This window comes from Cupriavidus sp. FW305-46 (genome assembly GCF_058787075.1).
Genome location: NZ_JBYSZI010000061.1, coordinates 24,989 through 39,086 on the forward strand (window position 1 = coordinate 24,989; position 14,098 = coordinate 39,086).

The 14,098-nt window shown below is 67.6% G+C and carries 14 protein-coding genes; 4 read left to right on the plus strand and 10 right to left on the minus strand.

Going from position 1 to position 14,098, the window contains the following annotated elements; genetic code table 11:
- Window position 1: 1 nt before the first annotated feature.
- From AC3WON_RS25130 to AC3WON_RS25160, 7 genes are all read right to left on the minus strand, one after another.
- A complete protein-coding gene (locus tag AC3WON_RS25130; RefSeq protein ID WP_037024375.1) occupies window positions 2-1,426 on the minus strand; it encodes a type II and III secretion system protein family protein in 1,425 nt (474 codons plus the stop codon).
- Between the two features lie 172 nt (window positions 1,427-1,598).
- Window positions 1,599-2,630, minus strand: a complete 1,032-nt coding sequence (gene cpaB / locus AC3WON_RS25135) for a Flp pilus assembly protein CpaB (RefSeq protein WP_058696948.1) — start codon at window positions 2,628-2,630, stop codon at window positions 1,599-1,601.
- 42 nt (window positions 2,631-2,672) lie between these two features.
- A complete protein-coding gene (locus AC3WON_RS25140; RefSeq protein WP_010809200.1) occupies window positions 2,673-2,846 on the minus strand; it encodes a hypothetical protein in 174 nt (57 codons plus the stop codon).
- Between the two features lie 4 nt (window positions 2,847-2,850).
- A complete protein-coding gene (locus tag AC3WON_RS25145) occupies window positions 2,851-3,576 on the minus strand; it encodes a hypothetical protein (protein ID WP_492352962.1) in 726 nt (241 codons plus the stop codon).
- 1 nt (window position 3,577) lies between these two features.
- A complete protein-coding gene (locus tag AC3WON_RS25150; protein WP_492352963.1) occupies window positions 3,578-4,339 on the minus strand; it encodes a hypothetical protein in 762 nt (253 codons plus the stop codon).
- 58 nt (window positions 4,340-4,397) lie between these two features.
- Window positions 4,398-5,927, minus strand: coding sequence for a pilus assembly protein TadG-related protein (locus AC3WON_RS25155; RefSeq protein WP_011614820.1), 1,530 nt, complete (start codon window positions 5,925-5,927; stop codon window positions 4,398-4,400).
- A gap of 52 nt (window positions 5,928-5,979) precedes the next feature.
- A complete protein-coding gene (locus AC3WON_RS25160; protein WP_010809204.1) occupies window positions 5,980-6,273 on the minus strand; it encodes a Flp family type IVb pilin in 294 nt (97 codons plus the stop codon).
- 430 nt (window positions 6,274-6,703) lie between these two features.
- Here AC3WON_RS25160 and AC3WON_RS25165 point away from each other — a divergent pair, with 430 nt between their 5' ends.
- Together AC3WON_RS25165 and AC3WON_RS25170 are read left to right on the plus strand one after the other, a co-directional pair.
- Window positions 6,704-7,000 carry an ArsR/SmtB family transcription factor gene (locus tag AC3WON_RS25165; protein ID WP_010809205.1) on the plus strand — a complete coding sequence of 99 codons (297 nt, stop codon included), beginning with the start codon at window positions 6,704-6,706 and terminating at the stop codon, window positions 6,998-7,000.
- Between the two features lie 516 nt (window positions 7,001-7,516).
- Window positions 7,517-8,359: a class I SAM-dependent methyltransferase gene (locus tag AC3WON_RS25170; protein WP_011614818.1), complete on the plus strand. Its 843-nt coding sequence runs from the start codon at window positions 7,517-7,519 to the stop codon at window positions 8,357-8,359.
- Here AC3WON_RS25170 and AC3WON_RS25175 read toward each other — a convergent pair whose 3' ends face one another.
- Complete coding sequence (locus tag AC3WON_RS25175; protein WP_492320965.1) at window positions 8,360-8,935, minus strand: DUF1415 domain-containing protein; 576 nt, start codon at window positions 8,933-8,935, stop codon at window positions 8,360-8,362. It abuts the gene before it with no gap.
- Window positions 8,936-9,025: 90 nt separating this feature from the next.
- On the opposite strand from AC3WON_RS25175, the gene AC3WON_RS25180 reads away from it, so the two are divergent.
- A complete protein-coding gene (locus tag AC3WON_RS25180; RefSeq protein ID WP_492320966.1) occupies window positions 9,026-10,291 on the plus strand; it encodes a TIGR03862 family flavoprotein in 1,266 nt (421 codons plus the stop codon).
- Here AC3WON_RS25180 and AC3WON_RS25185 read toward each other — a convergent pair.
- The gene (locus AC3WON_RS25185; protein ID WP_492320967.1) at window positions 10,288-11,913 is read right to left on the minus strand and encodes an NAD(P)/FAD-dependent oxidoreductase; all 1,626 of its coding nucleotides are present in this window, start codon (window positions 11,911-11,913) and stop codon (window positions 10,288-10,290) included. The two genes, AC3WON_RS25180 and AC3WON_RS25185, sit on opposite strands and share 4 nt — an antisense overlap.
- Before the next feature lie 67 nt (window positions 11,914-11,980).
- On the minus strand, window positions 11,981-12,352 hold the full coding sequence (locus tag AC3WON_RS25190) for a hypothetical protein (protein ID WP_492320968.1): 372 nt from the start codon (window positions 12,350-12,352) through the stop codon (window positions 11,981-11,983).
- A 176-nt stretch (window positions 12,353-12,528) separates the two neighbouring features.
- Here AC3WON_RS25190 and AC3WON_RS25195 point away from each other — a divergent pair, with 176 nt between their 5' ends.
- Entirely contained in the window at window positions 12,529-13,965 is a 1,437-nt protein-coding gene (locus tag AC3WON_RS25195; RefSeq protein ID WP_492352964.1) for an aminotransferase-like domain-containing protein, read from the plus strand.
- The last annotated feature ends 133 nt before the right edge of the window (window positions 13,966-14,098 follow it).

A 14,098-nucleotide genomic window follows, 5' to 3' on the forward strand; every position in this document is an offset into this window, starting at 1 on the left:
ATCAGCCTCCGTTCATCGGGTCGACGCCGGGCGGCGGCAGCGGCGGCCGCTTCTGCTCCATCACTTCCTGCTCGCGCACGGCATTCGCAGCGGGCAGCGGGCTCGGCTCGCCGAAGCGGTGGCGGTAGTTGGCATCGACATCCGCACCACGCTGCAGCAGCGCGGCGTTTTCCGGGCTGGCCGGGTCATAGACGACCGGGGTGACAAAGATCACCAGGTCGCTCTTGTTGTTGCGGAATTCGTCGGAACGGAACAATCGCCCGAGGATGGGAATGCTGCCCAGCAGCGGCACCTTGTCGACGGCCTTGGACGCGTCGGCATTGACCAGCCCCGAGATCGCCAGCGTTTCGCCCGCGCGGATCGAGGTCTCGGAGGTGGTGCGGCGCGTCAGGAACGCCGGGAAGCCGCCGAACGATACCGACGGGTCGATCTGGCTGATCTCGGTTTCCAGCGTGGTCGAGATGACGTTGTCGACGTTCACCGCCGGGCGGATGTTGAGCTTGATGCCGTACGGCTTGTAGTCGACGTCGGTGGTGCCGAACGCGCCGGCCTTGGGAATCGGCACTTCGCCGCCGGCCAGGAAGGTGGCCAGCCCGCCGCTCTTGCTGTTGAGCTCCGGCGCGGCGAGCACGTAGGCATCGCCATCGGAGATGGCCAGGTTGATGCGCGAGAAGATGGTCGTGGCAATGCCGAGATAGAAACCGCTGGCGGCGCCGGCAACCTGGCTCGGGGTATCGGTGAAGGTGGCCGCATCGGTGGACGGCAGCGTGCGATAGCGCCCGGTGTGCACCGGATTGCCCGCGAACGCGATCTGCGGCCCGTTGAAGCTCTGCTGCCAGGCAATGCCCAGCTTCTCCATGCCGCGCCGGGTGATCTCCATGATGTGCACCTTGAAGTGCACGGTCTTCTTCAGGGCGTCGCCCTCGTCGGCGCGCACCAGGTTGACCACGCTGTCCAGGCCCGAGGTGGCGGTCTTGATCAGCGGCACCATCTGCGGATCGACGATGCCCGACAGCACCACGCTGGGGCCGACCACCTCGATCTTCAGGCCGCGCACGCTGCCCAGCGACGCCCGCAGGCGCTGGGCCACGTCGGCGGTATCGGCCGGCGCCACGCGCAGCTTGCCCTGCAGCGCCACGCCGCGCTCGTTCCAGACGATCAGGCTGGTGGTGCCGATCTCCTCTGCCAGCAGCAGCAGGCGGCCGTCGACCACGGTGCTGCTGACCAGCGCGCCGTTGCCGATGGCCACGCGCTTGATGGTGCCCGGCACCTCGAGCGCGCGCACCTCGCCCTTGAACAGCTCGATCGCACCAAAGCGCGCCGGCAGCTCGTACGACGGCGGCTGCGCGCCTGTGCGGGCCGCGGTGGTCACGGGCTCGGCGGCCCAGGCTCCCGAGGCCAACGCGGCTGCCGCCAGTGCTGCCATACCCCCGCGCACCGCATGGCGCGCCCCCTTACCCGTTTTCCCGTCCGGTGCTCTGTGTACCGTGACCGCCTGCAGGCGCCCGGCGATGCCGCCGCGCTGCGCGAAAGACCCATCCATTGCGTGTTCCGTCAGTTGGTGTTCTGGATAATCCGATGTCGTGCGGCCGCCGCGCTCAACGCGAGGCCGGCCGGCCCGCCATGGCGTTGGCGGCGTTGGCAACGGCGCCCTGCTGGGCCTGGGCGATGCCGCCCGCGGAACCGCCCATGGATCCGCCATTGGCCAGCGCCGAAGAAATGGCGTTGCCGATGTCCTGCGCGGTAGGCAGCTTGGAGATCATGTTGGCGCCCGCGGAACGGCCACCGACGATGTATTCGATGGCCGCTTCGTCGCCACCGGCGAAGAGCGCGTGCTCGCTGACCGCGATCTGCGGGGTCGCGGTCTTGTCGGCCGCATTGCGCAGCACCGCGCGCAGGCTGCCGACCTTCTGCGCCAGCGCCAGCCGCGCCGCCTGTTCGGGCGACACCATCAGCGTGAGGCTGTCGTAATCCGGGTTGGTGTCCACGCCCTCCGCGCCTTCCGCGGCCTGCGCCGCCATGGCTTCGCCATAGTCGCGCGGGCGCACGTCCTGGCCGGTGGCCAGCACCAGCATGTCCGACATCAGCAGCCGCGCGGTCTGCTTGTCGGTGCCTGCCGCGGTGGGCGAGGTGGAGCTGATCAGGAACAGGTCGACATGGTTGCCAGGCTTGAGCATCTTGGCCGTCGAGTTGACCATGTCGACCTCGATGGTGAAGGCGCGCTTGCCGGGCTTGAGCAGGTCGGAGAAATCGCGCGACTGCAGCGCTTCCACGTCGGCACGCCGCACCGGCTGGCCCTGCCGCACCTGGCGCACCAGGCGCAGGTTCGCCACCTTGTCGAAGCTGCTCGCCAGGATCATGTCTTCGTAGACCAGGTCGGCCGGAATCTCCCGCGCCGCGAAGCCATTGCCGTCGATCACCGTGCCCGGCGCGGCATTGCGCACCGGCACCATGACGGCCACGCGGCGGCCCTCGTTCAGCTGTGCGGCCAGCTGCTCTTTCAGTGCCGCTTCGCGCCCGCTCAGGAAGCGGTAGATCCACAGTGTCAGCAGGCCGGCGACCAGCACGGCGATGACAAGGACGACCCAGGGATTCCCGATAATTGAATGAATCTTGATTTTCTTCAGCATGAATGTGCTTGCAATGGCCAGACGCCGCCTGGTGGCGGTGCGTCAGGGAAGTGACAGGGAAAAGCTGTACGCCTGAAAGAAGGACCTGAACGCCGCGGCCAGCATGCTGATGACCGAGTTGTCGCCGCCGGCGACCAGCACGGCAACGACCAGCAGCGTGATGACGATGTATTCGAACGCGGCCTGCCCGCGCTGGCGCCTGCTACGGATTGCCATCGCGCTACTCCGGCCGTGCCACGGTGATCACCGCGTCGGTCTGGCCGGCGCGGTCGACAAAGGTGGCATCCATGCGTTCCTGCTGCCGCTGCATGGCCAGCGTGAGGCCCTCGATGCGGCCCGAACCGTCGGCCACGGGCGCGGGCATCTGCACCACCGAACTCCAGCCCTGCGCCGCCAGCCGCTCGGCGGCGCGCTGCCGCGCCGCCTGCGCGTTGCCGGGCAGCCGGACCACCAGGGTGCGCCCGCGCTGGCCGCGGTCCGTGCTCTGGACATCCGACAGGACCTTGGCGCCGGGCGGCAGGCCCAGGTCGCCCAGCCCGGTGCCGGACGCCACCGGCACCAGCTTGCTGACCGAGAAGATGCCCGCCACATGCCCGCCCGGCGCGGGCCTGGGCTCCAGCGACAGCACATAGTGGCAAAGCCCGTCGATCGCGCTCAGCACGTACTGGCCGCCGGCGCGCTGCCCGCGCGCCGGCACGCCTTCGCGCGTCCAGTACTGGCGCCACGCGTCCGAGACCGCTTCGGCGGTGCCGGCGAACTCCATCGTCAGCACCCGCGTGGGCAGGCCGTTGACCACCATGTCGGTGCCGACCGCATGCGCCCTGGCAGGCGCAACCGGCTGCCGCGTGCAGTCCGTCGCGGTCGCTGCCGCCGCGGACCAGGCGAGCGCGGCCGGCAGCAGCGCGGCCAGGCAGCGCATCAGCACGCCATGCATGCAGGCTCTCATCTCAGCGGCTCCCCAGGCGGTCGGCGGGGACCACGTCGGGCTGGATGCGGCCCAGGTCCAGTTTCAGGATTTCCGGCCCGAAGGCGGCCAGCCCGACGGTCAGCGCGGTGTCGATCACGCCGCCCTTGCTGGTGGGCACCGCTTCCTTGATCACGGCGAGCGTGCCGTTGCGCCCCTCGGGCGTCCAGGCGTTGGTCAGCAGCACGGTGTGATCCTGCATGCCGAAGCCGGTCCAGCCCGGCCACAGCGCGCGCAGGGCCGCGTTGTCGCCGGCGACGGACAACCCCACCTCGGCCCGGTAGAGGTTGCGCGTGGCCAGGTCGAAGCCGGCGTTGACCGCGTTGGCAGCACCCATGGCAGCCGTGATCGGCTTGAGCGTGGCTGCCGGGGTTTCGTCGACGCCGCTGCCCAGGGTCACGTCGGCATAGTTGCGCAGCATGTCGACGCCGGCATGGTCTTTCCACATCGGCGCCATGCCGCCGGGCAGGCGGCGCGCCGTGCGGTCGCTCGACGCCAGCGCGGCCTGGTCGTGCCCCAGCACGCGCTGCACGAATTCGCTGCGGATCTCTTCGTCGCCCTTGCTGGCGAAGCTGCCGTGCGACGCGCGCCAGCCCGGGTCGACGGTCCAGACCGTGCGCTCCCAGCCGGCATAGCGCGAGGCCATCAGCGCCTTGTTGCGCACGTCGCTGAACTTGCCCAGCATCGCCATGCCGAGAAACAGCACGCCAAGCACCGTCATCGCGGCGATCACGAATTCGATCATTGCCTGTCCGGCTGCCCGGTTCGGCCTGGCTGGCCTGCGCATGCGCATGTCCGTTCCCTCAGTTGCCCTGTGCCGCGATCGCGGCAACGCGTTCGAGATCGCTGGTCTGCGTCAGCGATGCCTGCCAGTACGGATTGAAGAGGCTCGGGTATTCGATGCGCGAATCGGCGCGCCGCCACCCCGCCGCGCTGCGCAGCGCGCCCGCCATGCCGCCGCTGTCGGTCGGGCGGATAAAGTACGCGCTGCCGCTGGCAAGCGCGCGCATCATGCCGCCGGCCATGCGCCCGTCCAGCGTCAGGCGATCGCCGCCCGGCAGCACGCGCGAGCTGGTGACGACTGAAGTGTCCTGGCGCTGCGCCTCGATCGTGATCGAGGGCGCGCGGTTGAAATCGTCCACGGGCCCGGTGCCGGGCTTGGGCTGGTTGCTCAGGTCGGCGTACTCCTGCAGCCCCGCGGGCTTGTTGTGCAGGGTCTTGCCCGGGCCCGACGAGTACTGCATCTGCGCGGCGATCAGCGTCAGCGGGTTCAGCAGCGAACCGCCGAAATTGCTGTAGCCACCGTAGCCGGAGCGGCCCGAATAGCGCCCGCCCGGGCCATTGGCCGCGCCGCCGCGCCCGACACTGGACACCGTGGGAATCGCAAACCCGACCGGGCCGGCCGGCGTGGCCCAGACACAGGCAAGCGTGCCGTTGGCCTGCGAGGCATCGAGGGCTTCCCAGCCCTTCTTGTCGCGGCGCAGATGCGTGCCGCCGTCATGCGTGACGACGGTCACCATGATGGCCACCACCGCGCCCTTGCAGCCCTTGTAGGCAGTCGGGACCGCCGTCGGCGAGCGCGGCGAGCCGCGGTCCTTCAGAAAGCCGTCGAGCGTGGTGCCGTCGGTGGTGACGTCGGCAAAGCGGTCCTTGCCGGTGGCCGAACCCTGCTTGGGATTCTGCGGATCGGTCACGGTGGTGAACTTGGTCCAGCGGGCCAGCTGCACGCCATAGCGCGGGCCAAAGAAGTAGCCGGAACTGACCGTCGAATCAGGCTGGTTGCGCTTGGCGACTTCGTCGGTCACCAGCGGCACCGCGGCAATGGTGCCCGCGTGGTAGGCGCGCTGCGCCATGCTGAGCGCGGCGATGATGTCATCGAGCCCGGTCACCAGCGGCGGCAGCAGCGTGTTCAGGGCGGATCGCACCGGCGTGATCGCGGCCTTGCCCAGTTGCTTGGGCGTGGTCCACAGCAACTGCCCGTCGGAGAAGATCTTGACCAGCGTGTCGATCCAGGTGTTTTCCGTGTAGGTGCCCTTCAGCTCGTCGATCCACGACTTGAGGCTCACGGCCTGCGCCACGGCCACCTGGTTGGCCACCATCGCGCGGTTCGCGTAGGCGGCAAAGTTGTAGTCGCGCGCCTGCAGCACCGCGGCGCTATAGGCCGCTGCGTCCGCCGTGTTCTGCAGCTTGGTCTTGGCGCTGGTCAGCTGGCTCGCATTGAAGGCGAGATACAGGGCCAGCCCGCCGATGGCGAGGAACACCAGCGCGAAGGCGAGTGCCTGACCGCGCTGGCCGGGACGGCTGCGTCGATGCGCAAGACCTGTTTTGCCCATGTTCCGGGATCGCGAGTGCTGGAGCGCAGCAAGCAACTGGCGGCGATGCCGCTTAGTTGTTCTTGCCCGTGTCGTTGCCGACGTTGTAGTTGTTCAGCCCCTTGCCCTGGTTGGCCTTGGAGCTGGCATCGTCCGCGGCGCTGCCGGCTTGCTTGATGGCCTGCTTGGACGCCGAGTTCTTGCCGGCCATTTCCTGGGCGAGGCCCGCGGTCTGGTTGCGGATGGTCTGGCCGAACATGGCATAGACGCCGATCGCGGACACGGCGATCAGTGCCACGATGATGATGTATTCGGTCATGCCCTGACCTTGCTGACGCGCCTTGCGGCGCAGATTTGCGAATGTCATAACGACTCCTTCCATGGGAATGCACAGAAACGGTTGCGCCATATGAAAGGCGCCTCATATGGAAGCCATATGTAAAGAAAACGCTGATGCGAACGGTTATCCGGCAGCAGCGGCGTGCATGCTATCAAAAGGTTCCTTAGGGCCGAAGAGGAATAATTTCAATATTTTTAATAGCGTTGAAATAACCCTACCAGGGACTCCCCCGAATGTAACAAAAAGTAATCCTTCACAATGGGCGGAGGTTATACGAACTATTCTCGGAACCGGCACATTGCCAGCAATGGGGTGCTGTTGAGCGTTGATTTACGGATGACAAGCCGCGCCACGGGCGGCAGGCCGCATGCGGCCTGCCTGCTGGACTTCAAGGCGAACCGGGGCAGTCATACCGCCCCTGCCAGCTGCCCGCGGCATAAAATAAAGAAGCAAAAAAATGGCAGAACTGGATATAAAGAATGCAGTGGAAATACTGGGGGCGTTAGCACAGGAAAATCGGCTCAGGATATTTTTACTGCTCGCCGATTCGGGACCGGAAGGAATACCGGCAGGTATTATCTCCGCATCTTCCGATTTAACTCCCTCTTCCGTAACATTCCATTTGAAGGAATTGGTCAGGACGGGGTTGGTTAAAAGCCGCCAGCAAGGGCGGTTCATGATTTACTCCGCCACCACCGACGGCATTTCCTCAGTCCTCGCATTTCTTGGTGGGAAATGCGCTTCCCTGCAGTAGAGGGCACTGTTCCGGCGGCGCGCCGCGCCGCCGGACGACCCGCCGCGCGGGCCTGCGCCGCCAGCCCGGCACCTCATCCCGACAATCCCGTCTGCCAAATTTGCGTATTTCGAATTCATGACACAAATCGTGTCAATTATGTTGTTTCAGGATCATTGCCGATTTCGGAATTCAGCCTTGGTCGAGATGCAACACGCCGCCCGCTGGTGGCCAAAGGCAGTCGGTTTCTGACCATTTGCCGCGCTTTTGCCGGAGCCGAGCGCCAGGAGCCCGGAGAAACGCAGGCATCCCGTGGCGGTAACAATGCAGCAGTTTTAATACTTTTACCATTTATCCGACAGCAGCTCGCAAGCTCGATCGAGCCCGCCGAGAGCCCGTGCCGGCGATGCGGAAGCGCCAATCACGCCACGCCCCGCACCGGTGAGGCCAGCGTCACTCGGGGACCCTGCGGGACTTTTCGGTAAACTGTCGGCATTCCGGGACGCGCCGCGTCCCGCAGCCTGCGCAGTCCCCCTCATGTCAAATACCCACGAAATCCGCCCCGGCCAGTCCATCGAACTGCTCAAGGAACTCCATATCCTGACGCGCGACGGCAAGATGAATCAGGACAGCCGGCGCAAGCTCAAGCAGGTCTACCACCTGTTCCAGTTCATCGAACCGCTGCTGCAGGAAGTCAAGGCCGAGCGCGGCCGCGTCACGCTGGTGGACCACGGCGCCGGCAAGTCGTATCTGGGCTTTATCCTCTACGACCTGTTCTTCAAGGCGCTGCAGGACGACTCACATATCTTCGGCATCGAAACCCGTGAAGAACTGGTGAAGACCTCGCAGGCGCTGGCTGCGCGGCTGGGCTTTGCTGGGATGTCGTTCCTGAACCTGTCGGTGGCGGATTCGATCACCTCGCCGCAGTTGCCGCCCACCGTCGACGTCGTCACCGCGCTGCATGCGTGCAATACCGCGACCGACGACGCGATCCGCTTTGCGCTGGCCAAGCAGGCCCGCCATATCGTGCTGGTGCCGTGCTGCCAGGCCGAGGTGGCCAGCGTGCTGCGCAAGCACAAGGGCAAGCTGCTGGCGGGCAATCCGCTGACGGAAATCTGGCGCCACCCGCTGCACACGCGCGAGTTCGGCAGCCAGGTGACCAATGTGCTGCGCTGCCTGCAGCTGGAGGCGCATGGCTACCAGGTCAGCGTGACCGAGCTGGTGGGCTGGGAACACTCGATGAAGAACGAGCTGATCATCGCGCAGTACAAGGACCTGCCGCGCCGCCGCCCGGCCGAGCGGCTGGAAGAGGTGCTGGAAAGACTGGGGCTGGAAGAGATGCGCGAGCGCTTCTTCACCGCGCCGGTGTCGGCTGCGTAGTCAGACTTTACCGGGCTCGTCCTCGCCCGCCATCCAGCGCTGCCAGCCCTCGTGGCCCAGGCGGCGCATGGTGGCCTGGTTGCGCTCGTAGATGTCCGCCGCATCCGGGAACGCCGCCGCCGCGCGGGCGATGGAGTCCTCGCGCAGCAGGTGCAGGATCGGATACGGGGCGCGGTTGGTGTAGTTCTCGATATCGTCCGGCTCGGTCCCGGCAAACTGGTACTGCGGATGGAAGCTGGCGATCTGCAGCGTGCCTTCCAGCCCGAGGCTGCCGAGCAGGCGCTCGGCAAAATACAGCAGGTCGTTGAAGTCGAGGAAGTCCGCCACCGCATCCGGCAGGATCAGCAGCGTGGTGTCGATCTGGTCGGGGTCGGCGTCTGCCAGCAGGCGCAGTTCGCGCTCCAGGTCGTCCATCACGTCCGGCGCTTCGGTGACGGTGCTGACCACGTAGCGCACCTGCTCCTTCACATACACGCTCTTGGCGAACGGGCACAGGTTGAGCCCGATCACGGCGCGCTCCAGCCAGTGGCGGGTGGCGGCGATGACGGTGTCTGCGGAGTGAGTGGCGGAGGTCATGATGGCGATGCGCGGCAAACCGTCATTCTAGCGCTGCCGCAGGCTCTATAATCCGCGGCGGAAACACCCCGCCCCCTGCCGAGCCTCCTGATGCCCTCTTCCGCCACTTCCTCCCCTTCCCAAGCCAGCGTCGACGTTGCCGTCATCGGCGGCGGTCCGGCCGGCCTGATGGCGGCCGAAGTGCTGGCGGCGCAAGGTGCCAGCGTGGCCGTCTACGACGCCATGCCGTCGGTCGGGCGCAAGTTTTTGATGGCCGGCAAGGGCGGCATGAACCTGACCCACGCGGAGCCGGAGCCGGCCTTCCTCGGCCGCTATGGCGCCCGCACCGCGCAGATCGCGCCGATGCTGGCGGGCTTCGGCCCGCAGGCCCTGCGCGACTGGGTGCACGGGCTTGGCATCGAGACCTTCATCGGCAGTTCCGGCCGCGTCTTCCCGACCGACATGAAGGCCGCGCCGATGCTGCGCGCGTGGCTGCACCGCCTGCGCGAGTCCGGCGTGCAGTTCCATATGCGTCACCGCTGGCTGGGCTGGGACGACGGCGCGCCGCATGCGCTGCGCTTTGCCACGCCGCACGGTGAAACGGTCATGCGGGCACGCGCGGTGGTGCTGGCGCTGGGCGGTGCCAGCTGGGCAAGGCTGGGATCGGATGGTGCGTGGGTGCCGCGGCTGGCCGAGCGCGGCATCGAGATTGCGCCGCTGCGGCCCGCCAACTGCGGTTTCGATGTGGCGTGGAGCGAAGCGTTTGCGGCGCGCTTTGCCGGCGAGCCGGTCAAGCCGGTAGCCATCGCCCTGACCGACCGCGATGGGCAAGCGCACTACCGCCAGGGCGAGTTCGTCATCAGTGCGACCGGCATCGAAGGCAGCCTGGTCTACGCGCTGTCCGCGCCGATCCGCGACCGCATCGAGGCCGATGGCGGCGCCACCATCCACCTGGACCTGCTGCCGGCGCATAGCGCCGAACATGTCAGCGCGCAGGTAACGCATCCGCGCGGCGCGCGCTCGCTGTCGAGCCACCTGCAAAGCCGGCTCGGCCTCACCGGCGTCAAGGCCGGACTGCTGCGCGAATGCCTGTCGAAGGAAGCGATGCACGATGCCGGCACGCTGGCCGCATCGATCAAGGCGCTGCCGCTGCGGCTGCTGCGCCCGCGGCCCATCGACGAAGTGATCAGCAGCGCCGGTGGCGTGCGCTTCGAGGCGATGGATGAAGGGTTGATGCTGCGCGCGCTGCCGGGCGTGTTCTGCGCCGGCGAGATGCTGGACTGGGAGGCACCCACCGGCGGCTACCTGCTGACGGCGTGCTTTGCCAGCGGGCGCACCGCGGCGCTCGGCGCCGCGGCTTACCTGCAGCAGGCTTAGGCGGCCTTGCCGCCGACGATGCTGAGCGCCACCGCCTCGGCCACTTCGATGCCGTCGATCGCCGCGGAGTAGATGCCGCCGGCATAACCCGCGCCTTCGCCCGCCGGGTACAGGCCCTTCACATTGATGCTCTGGTAGTCATCGTTGTTGCGGCGGATGCGCAGCGGCGACGAGGTGCGCGTCTCCACCCCGGTCAGCACGGCATCATGCAGGGCAAAGCCAGGCAGCTTCTTGTCGATCTCGGGAATGCCCTCGCGGATCGCCGCGATCACGTAGTCAGGCAGCGACGTGCTCAGGTCGGTCGGCGTCACGCCGGGCTTGTACGAGGGCTCGACCGAACCCAGCGACGTGGATGGCCGTCCCGCGATGAAATCGCCCACCAGCTGGCCCGGCGCGCAGTAGTTGCTGCCGCCCAGCTCGAACGCGCGCTCTTCCCACTTGCGCTGGAATTCGATGCCGGCGAGCGGGCCGCCGGGATAGTCCTCGGGTGTGATGCCGACCACGATGCCGGCATTGGCGTTGCGCTCGGCGCGCTTGTACTGGCTCATGCCATTGGTCACCACCCGGCCCGGCTCGGAAGCTGCCGCCACCACCGTGCCGCCCGGGCACATGCAGAAGCTGTACACCGACCGCCCGTTGCTGCAGTGATGCACGACCTTGTAGTCGGCCGCGCCCAGCAGCTTGTTGCCGGCGAACTTGCCGAAGCGGCTGCGGTTGATCAGCCCCTGCGGATGCTCGATGCGAAAGCCCAGCGAGAACGGCTTGGCCTCCATGAACACGCCGCGCCTGTGCAGCATCTCGAAGGTGTCGCGCGCGCTGTGGCCGACCGCCATGATGACGTGGTCGGCTTCCAGGTATTCGCCGTTGGACAGCTTCAGGCCGCGCACCTGGCCGTTGTCGATGTCGATATCGTCGACGCGCGTCTCGAAGCGGATCTCGCCGCCCAGTTCGATGATCTCGGCGCGCATCTTCTCGACCATGCTGACCAGCCGGAAGGTACCGATGTGCGGGCGCGCCTTGTACAGGATGTCCTCCGGCGCGCCGGCGCGCACGAACTCGTTGAGCACCTTGCGGCCATAGTGCTTGGGGTCCTTGATCTGGCTGTACAGCTTGCCGTCCGAGAACGTGCCCGCGCCGCCTTCCCCGAACTGCACGTTCGATTCCGGATTGAGCACGCTCTTGCGCCACAGGCCGAAGGTGTCCCTGGTGCGCTCGCGCACTTCCTTGCCGCGCTCCAGGATGATCGGGCGGAAGCCCGACTGCGCCAGGATCAGGCCGGCCAGCAGGCCGCACGGGCCCATGCCGATCACCACCGGGCGCGGATGCGAGCTGCCCGCCTGCGCGCGCGCGACGAAGTGGTACGCCATGTCGGGCGTCACGCTCCAGTTCGGCTTGCCGGCCATGCGTTTGATTGCCGCGGCCTCGTCGCCGACCTCGATATCGATGATGTAGGTCAGCTTGATATCCGAGCGCTTGCGCGCATCGTGGGCACGGCGGAACACGGTATAGCCGATCAGGCCGTCTCCCTTGACACCGATCTGCGCGGCGCTGGTGCGCACGGCGGCGTCCAGGTCGCTTTCGGTATGGTCGAGCGGGAGTTTGACTTCACTTAGACGTAGCATGGGGAACCCGAGAACTGCGGCCGGGGGGTTGGGCACACCAATGTGCCAGGCCGGCCGGAGCGCAATTTTATAGGCTTTCGGGCGCGGAGTCGGGAATCTGGCGGGATTCGGGCTGTCGGGCCGGCCCGGTGCGGCGCCACGACAACGCCAGCCAGGCTTGCAGCCGGGGCAGCCAGCCCGGCGGGTCAGTGATCGACAATGCGCCGGCACGGCTTGCCGACAGCGTCAGCCAGCCGCGCGCGGGCACGATCCACGTGTCGCCCGCGCGCAGGCGCCGCCGCGGTACGTAGCAGGTCTCGGCCAGCCATTGCGGCGGCCCGGCCAGCTCCAGCTCACCCGCGCCGGCATGCAGCATGGTGCCCGCCGCCACGCGCAGGCGCAGGCACTGGCCGGCCAGAAGCGGCACTACGGTTGATGTGTCGTTGAGATCGCTTTGCATGGCAGGACTCCGGTAACAGGCACAGGACTCCAGCCTATCGACCTGATCTCATCCGCGGCAGGCACACCCCGGAACCGCCTGGACCGGAACAGCCAAGCAAATTCAGCCCTGTTACGATACAGCCGCCACGCGTCTGTATCTGTACTGATGCGGCCAACCGCGCCACGATGCCCCCAATGGAATCCGCCCCGCTCTACCGCCAGGTTGCCGGCCACTACCGCCGCGCCATCGAATCCGGAACGCTCGCCGCCGGTGACCGCATGCCGTCGGTGCGCGCGCTGATGGCGCTGCACAGTGTGAGCCTGTCCACCGCACTGCAGGCATGCAGGCAGCTCGAGAGCGACGGCTTGCTGGAAGCGCGGCCGCGCTCGGGTTATTTCGTCGCGGCACCGCTGCGTTCGCCGCTGGCGGCGCTGGCCGAGCCGGCCGCGGCCTTGCCTGATCCGGCGCAGTATGTCGGCATCCACCAGCGCATTTCCGGCTTGCTGGCGCGTGGCCAGCACCGGCATGTGCATACCAACCTGGGCGGCGCCTATTGCGCGCCGTCACTGTATCCGACCGAGGCGCTGCGCAGCGCCGCGACCCGTGCGCTGCGCCGGCATCCGCTGCTGTTCGGCGAAGCGGTCGAGCCCGAGGGCTACCAGCCGCTGCGCGCCGCGCTGGCGCGCCAGGCGTTGCGGGCGCGCGTGCAGCTCGCGCCGGAGGAAATCGTCATCACCAACGGCTGCACCGAGGCGCTCAACCTGGCCCTGCGCGCGGTGGCCGGGCCGGGCGACGTGATCGCGGTGGAATCACCGACCTACTACGGCCTGCTGCAGATCCTGGAAAGTCTCGGCATGCGCGCGCTGGAGATCCCGTGCAGCCCCCAGACCGGCATCTCGCTGGAGGCGCTGGAGCTGGCCGCGCAGCACTACGACAATATCCGCGCGGTGGCGGTGGTGCCCAACCTGCAGAACCCGCTCGGCTGCATCATGCCGGACGCGCACAAGGCGCGGCTGGTGCAGTGGTGCGAGGCGCGCGGCATCGCGCTGATCGAGGACGACTGCTTCTCGGCCACCGCCGACAGCGATGCGCCGCCGGCCGCGGCCAAGGCCTGGGATGGCAGCGGCAACGTGATCCACTGCGCCTCGCTGCACAAGGTGCTGGCGCCCGGCATGCGCCTGGGCTGGATCGCCGCCGGCAAATGGCAGGCGCGCGTGGAGATGCTCAAGTTCGGCCTGTCGCGGCCCAACGAGATGCTGTCGCAGATGGCGGCCGCCGACTTCCTGGCTTCCGGCGCGCACGACCGCCACCTGCGCCGGCTGCGCACCCGGCTGTGCGCGCAGCGCGAATGGTTCACGCAGGCCATCGCCGCAAGCTTTCCCGCCGGGACGCGGCTGGGGTCCCCGCGCGGCGGCATGCACCTGTGGGTGGAACTGCCCGCCCAGGTATCGTCCGAAGCGGTGTTCGACCAGGCGCTGCAGGCCGGCATCCGCGTGATGCCGGGCGTGATGTTCTCCAACGCCGGCCGCTTCGACCACTGCCTGCGCGTCAACTGCGGCACGCCGCGCTCGGCGCAGATCGAGCGGGCACTGGGCACGCTGGCCGCCATCGTGCAGCGGCTGGCGGGCTAGCCCTGGCGCTTGCCTGCCAATATCCCTCCCCTTTTGCTGGCGCCTCGCCTATCCTAAGAACCCATTTCATAATGAAGAAGGGGACGCGTTCAAGCCAGGCGCGGCGCAGGCTAGGCGCGGGCCGCCGGCCTTG

What these genes read in the sequence shown, in the direction of transcription:
- AC3WON_RS25130 (WP_037024375.1), bottom strand. Translation starts at nt 1,426, where the DNA reads ATGGCAGCACTGGCGGCAGCCGCGTTGGCCTCGGGAGCCTGGGCCGCC.
- cpaB (WP_058696948.1), bottom strand. Translation starts at nt 2,630, where the DNA reads ATGCTGAAGAAAATCAAGATTCATTCAATTATCGGGAATCCCTGGGTC.
- AC3WON_RS25140 (WP_010809200.1), bottom strand. Translation starts at nt 2,846, where the DNA reads ATGGCAATCCGTAGCAGGCGCCAGCGCGGGCAGGCCGCGTTCGAATAC.
- AC3WON_RS25145 (WP_492352962.1), bottom strand. Translation starts at nt 3,576, where the DNA reads ATGAGAGCCTGCATGCATGGCGTGCTGATGCGCTGCCTGGCCGCGCTG.
- AC3WON_RS25150 (WP_492352963.1), bottom strand. Translation starts at nt 4,339, where the DNA reads ATGATCGAATTCGTGATCGCCGCGATGACGGTGCTTGGCGTGCTGTTT.
- AC3WON_RS25155 (WP_011614820.1), bottom strand. Translation starts at nt 5,927, where the DNA reads ATGGGCAAAACAGGTCTTGCGCATCGACGCAGCCGTCCCGGCCAGCGC.
- AC3WON_RS25160 (WP_010809204.1), bottom strand. Translation starts at nt 6,273, where the DNA reads ATGACATTCGCAAATCTGCGCCGCAAGGCGCGTCAGCAAGGTCAGGGC.
- AC3WON_RS25165 (WP_010809205.1), top strand. Translation starts at nt 6,704, where the DNA reads ATGGCAGAACTGGATATAAAGAATGCAGTGGAAATACTGGGGGCGTTA.
- AC3WON_RS25170 (WP_011614818.1), top strand. Translation starts at nt 7,517, where the DNA reads ATGTCAAATACCCACGAAATCCGCCCCGGCCAGTCCATCGAACTGCTC.
- AC3WON_RS25175 (WP_492320965.1), bottom strand. Translation starts at nt 8,935, where the DNA reads ATGACCTCCGCCACTCACTCCGCAGACACCGTCATCGCCGCCACCCGC.
- AC3WON_RS25180 (WP_492320966.1), top strand. Translation starts at nt 9,026, where the DNA reads ATGCCCTCTTCCGCCACTTCCTCCCCTTCCCAAGCCAGCGTCGACGTT.
- AC3WON_RS25185 (WP_492320967.1), bottom strand. Translation starts at nt 11,913, where the DNA reads ATGCTACGTCTAAGTGAAGTCAAACTCCCGCTCGACCATACCGAAAGC.
- AC3WON_RS25190 (WP_492320968.1), bottom strand. Translation starts at nt 12,352, where the DNA reads ATGCAAAGCGATCTCAACGACACATCAACCGTAGTGCCGCTTCTGGCC.
- AC3WON_RS25195 (WP_492352964.1), top strand. Translation starts at nt 12,529, where the DNA reads ATGGAATCCGCCCCGCTCTACCGCCAGGTTGCCGGCCACTACCGCCGC.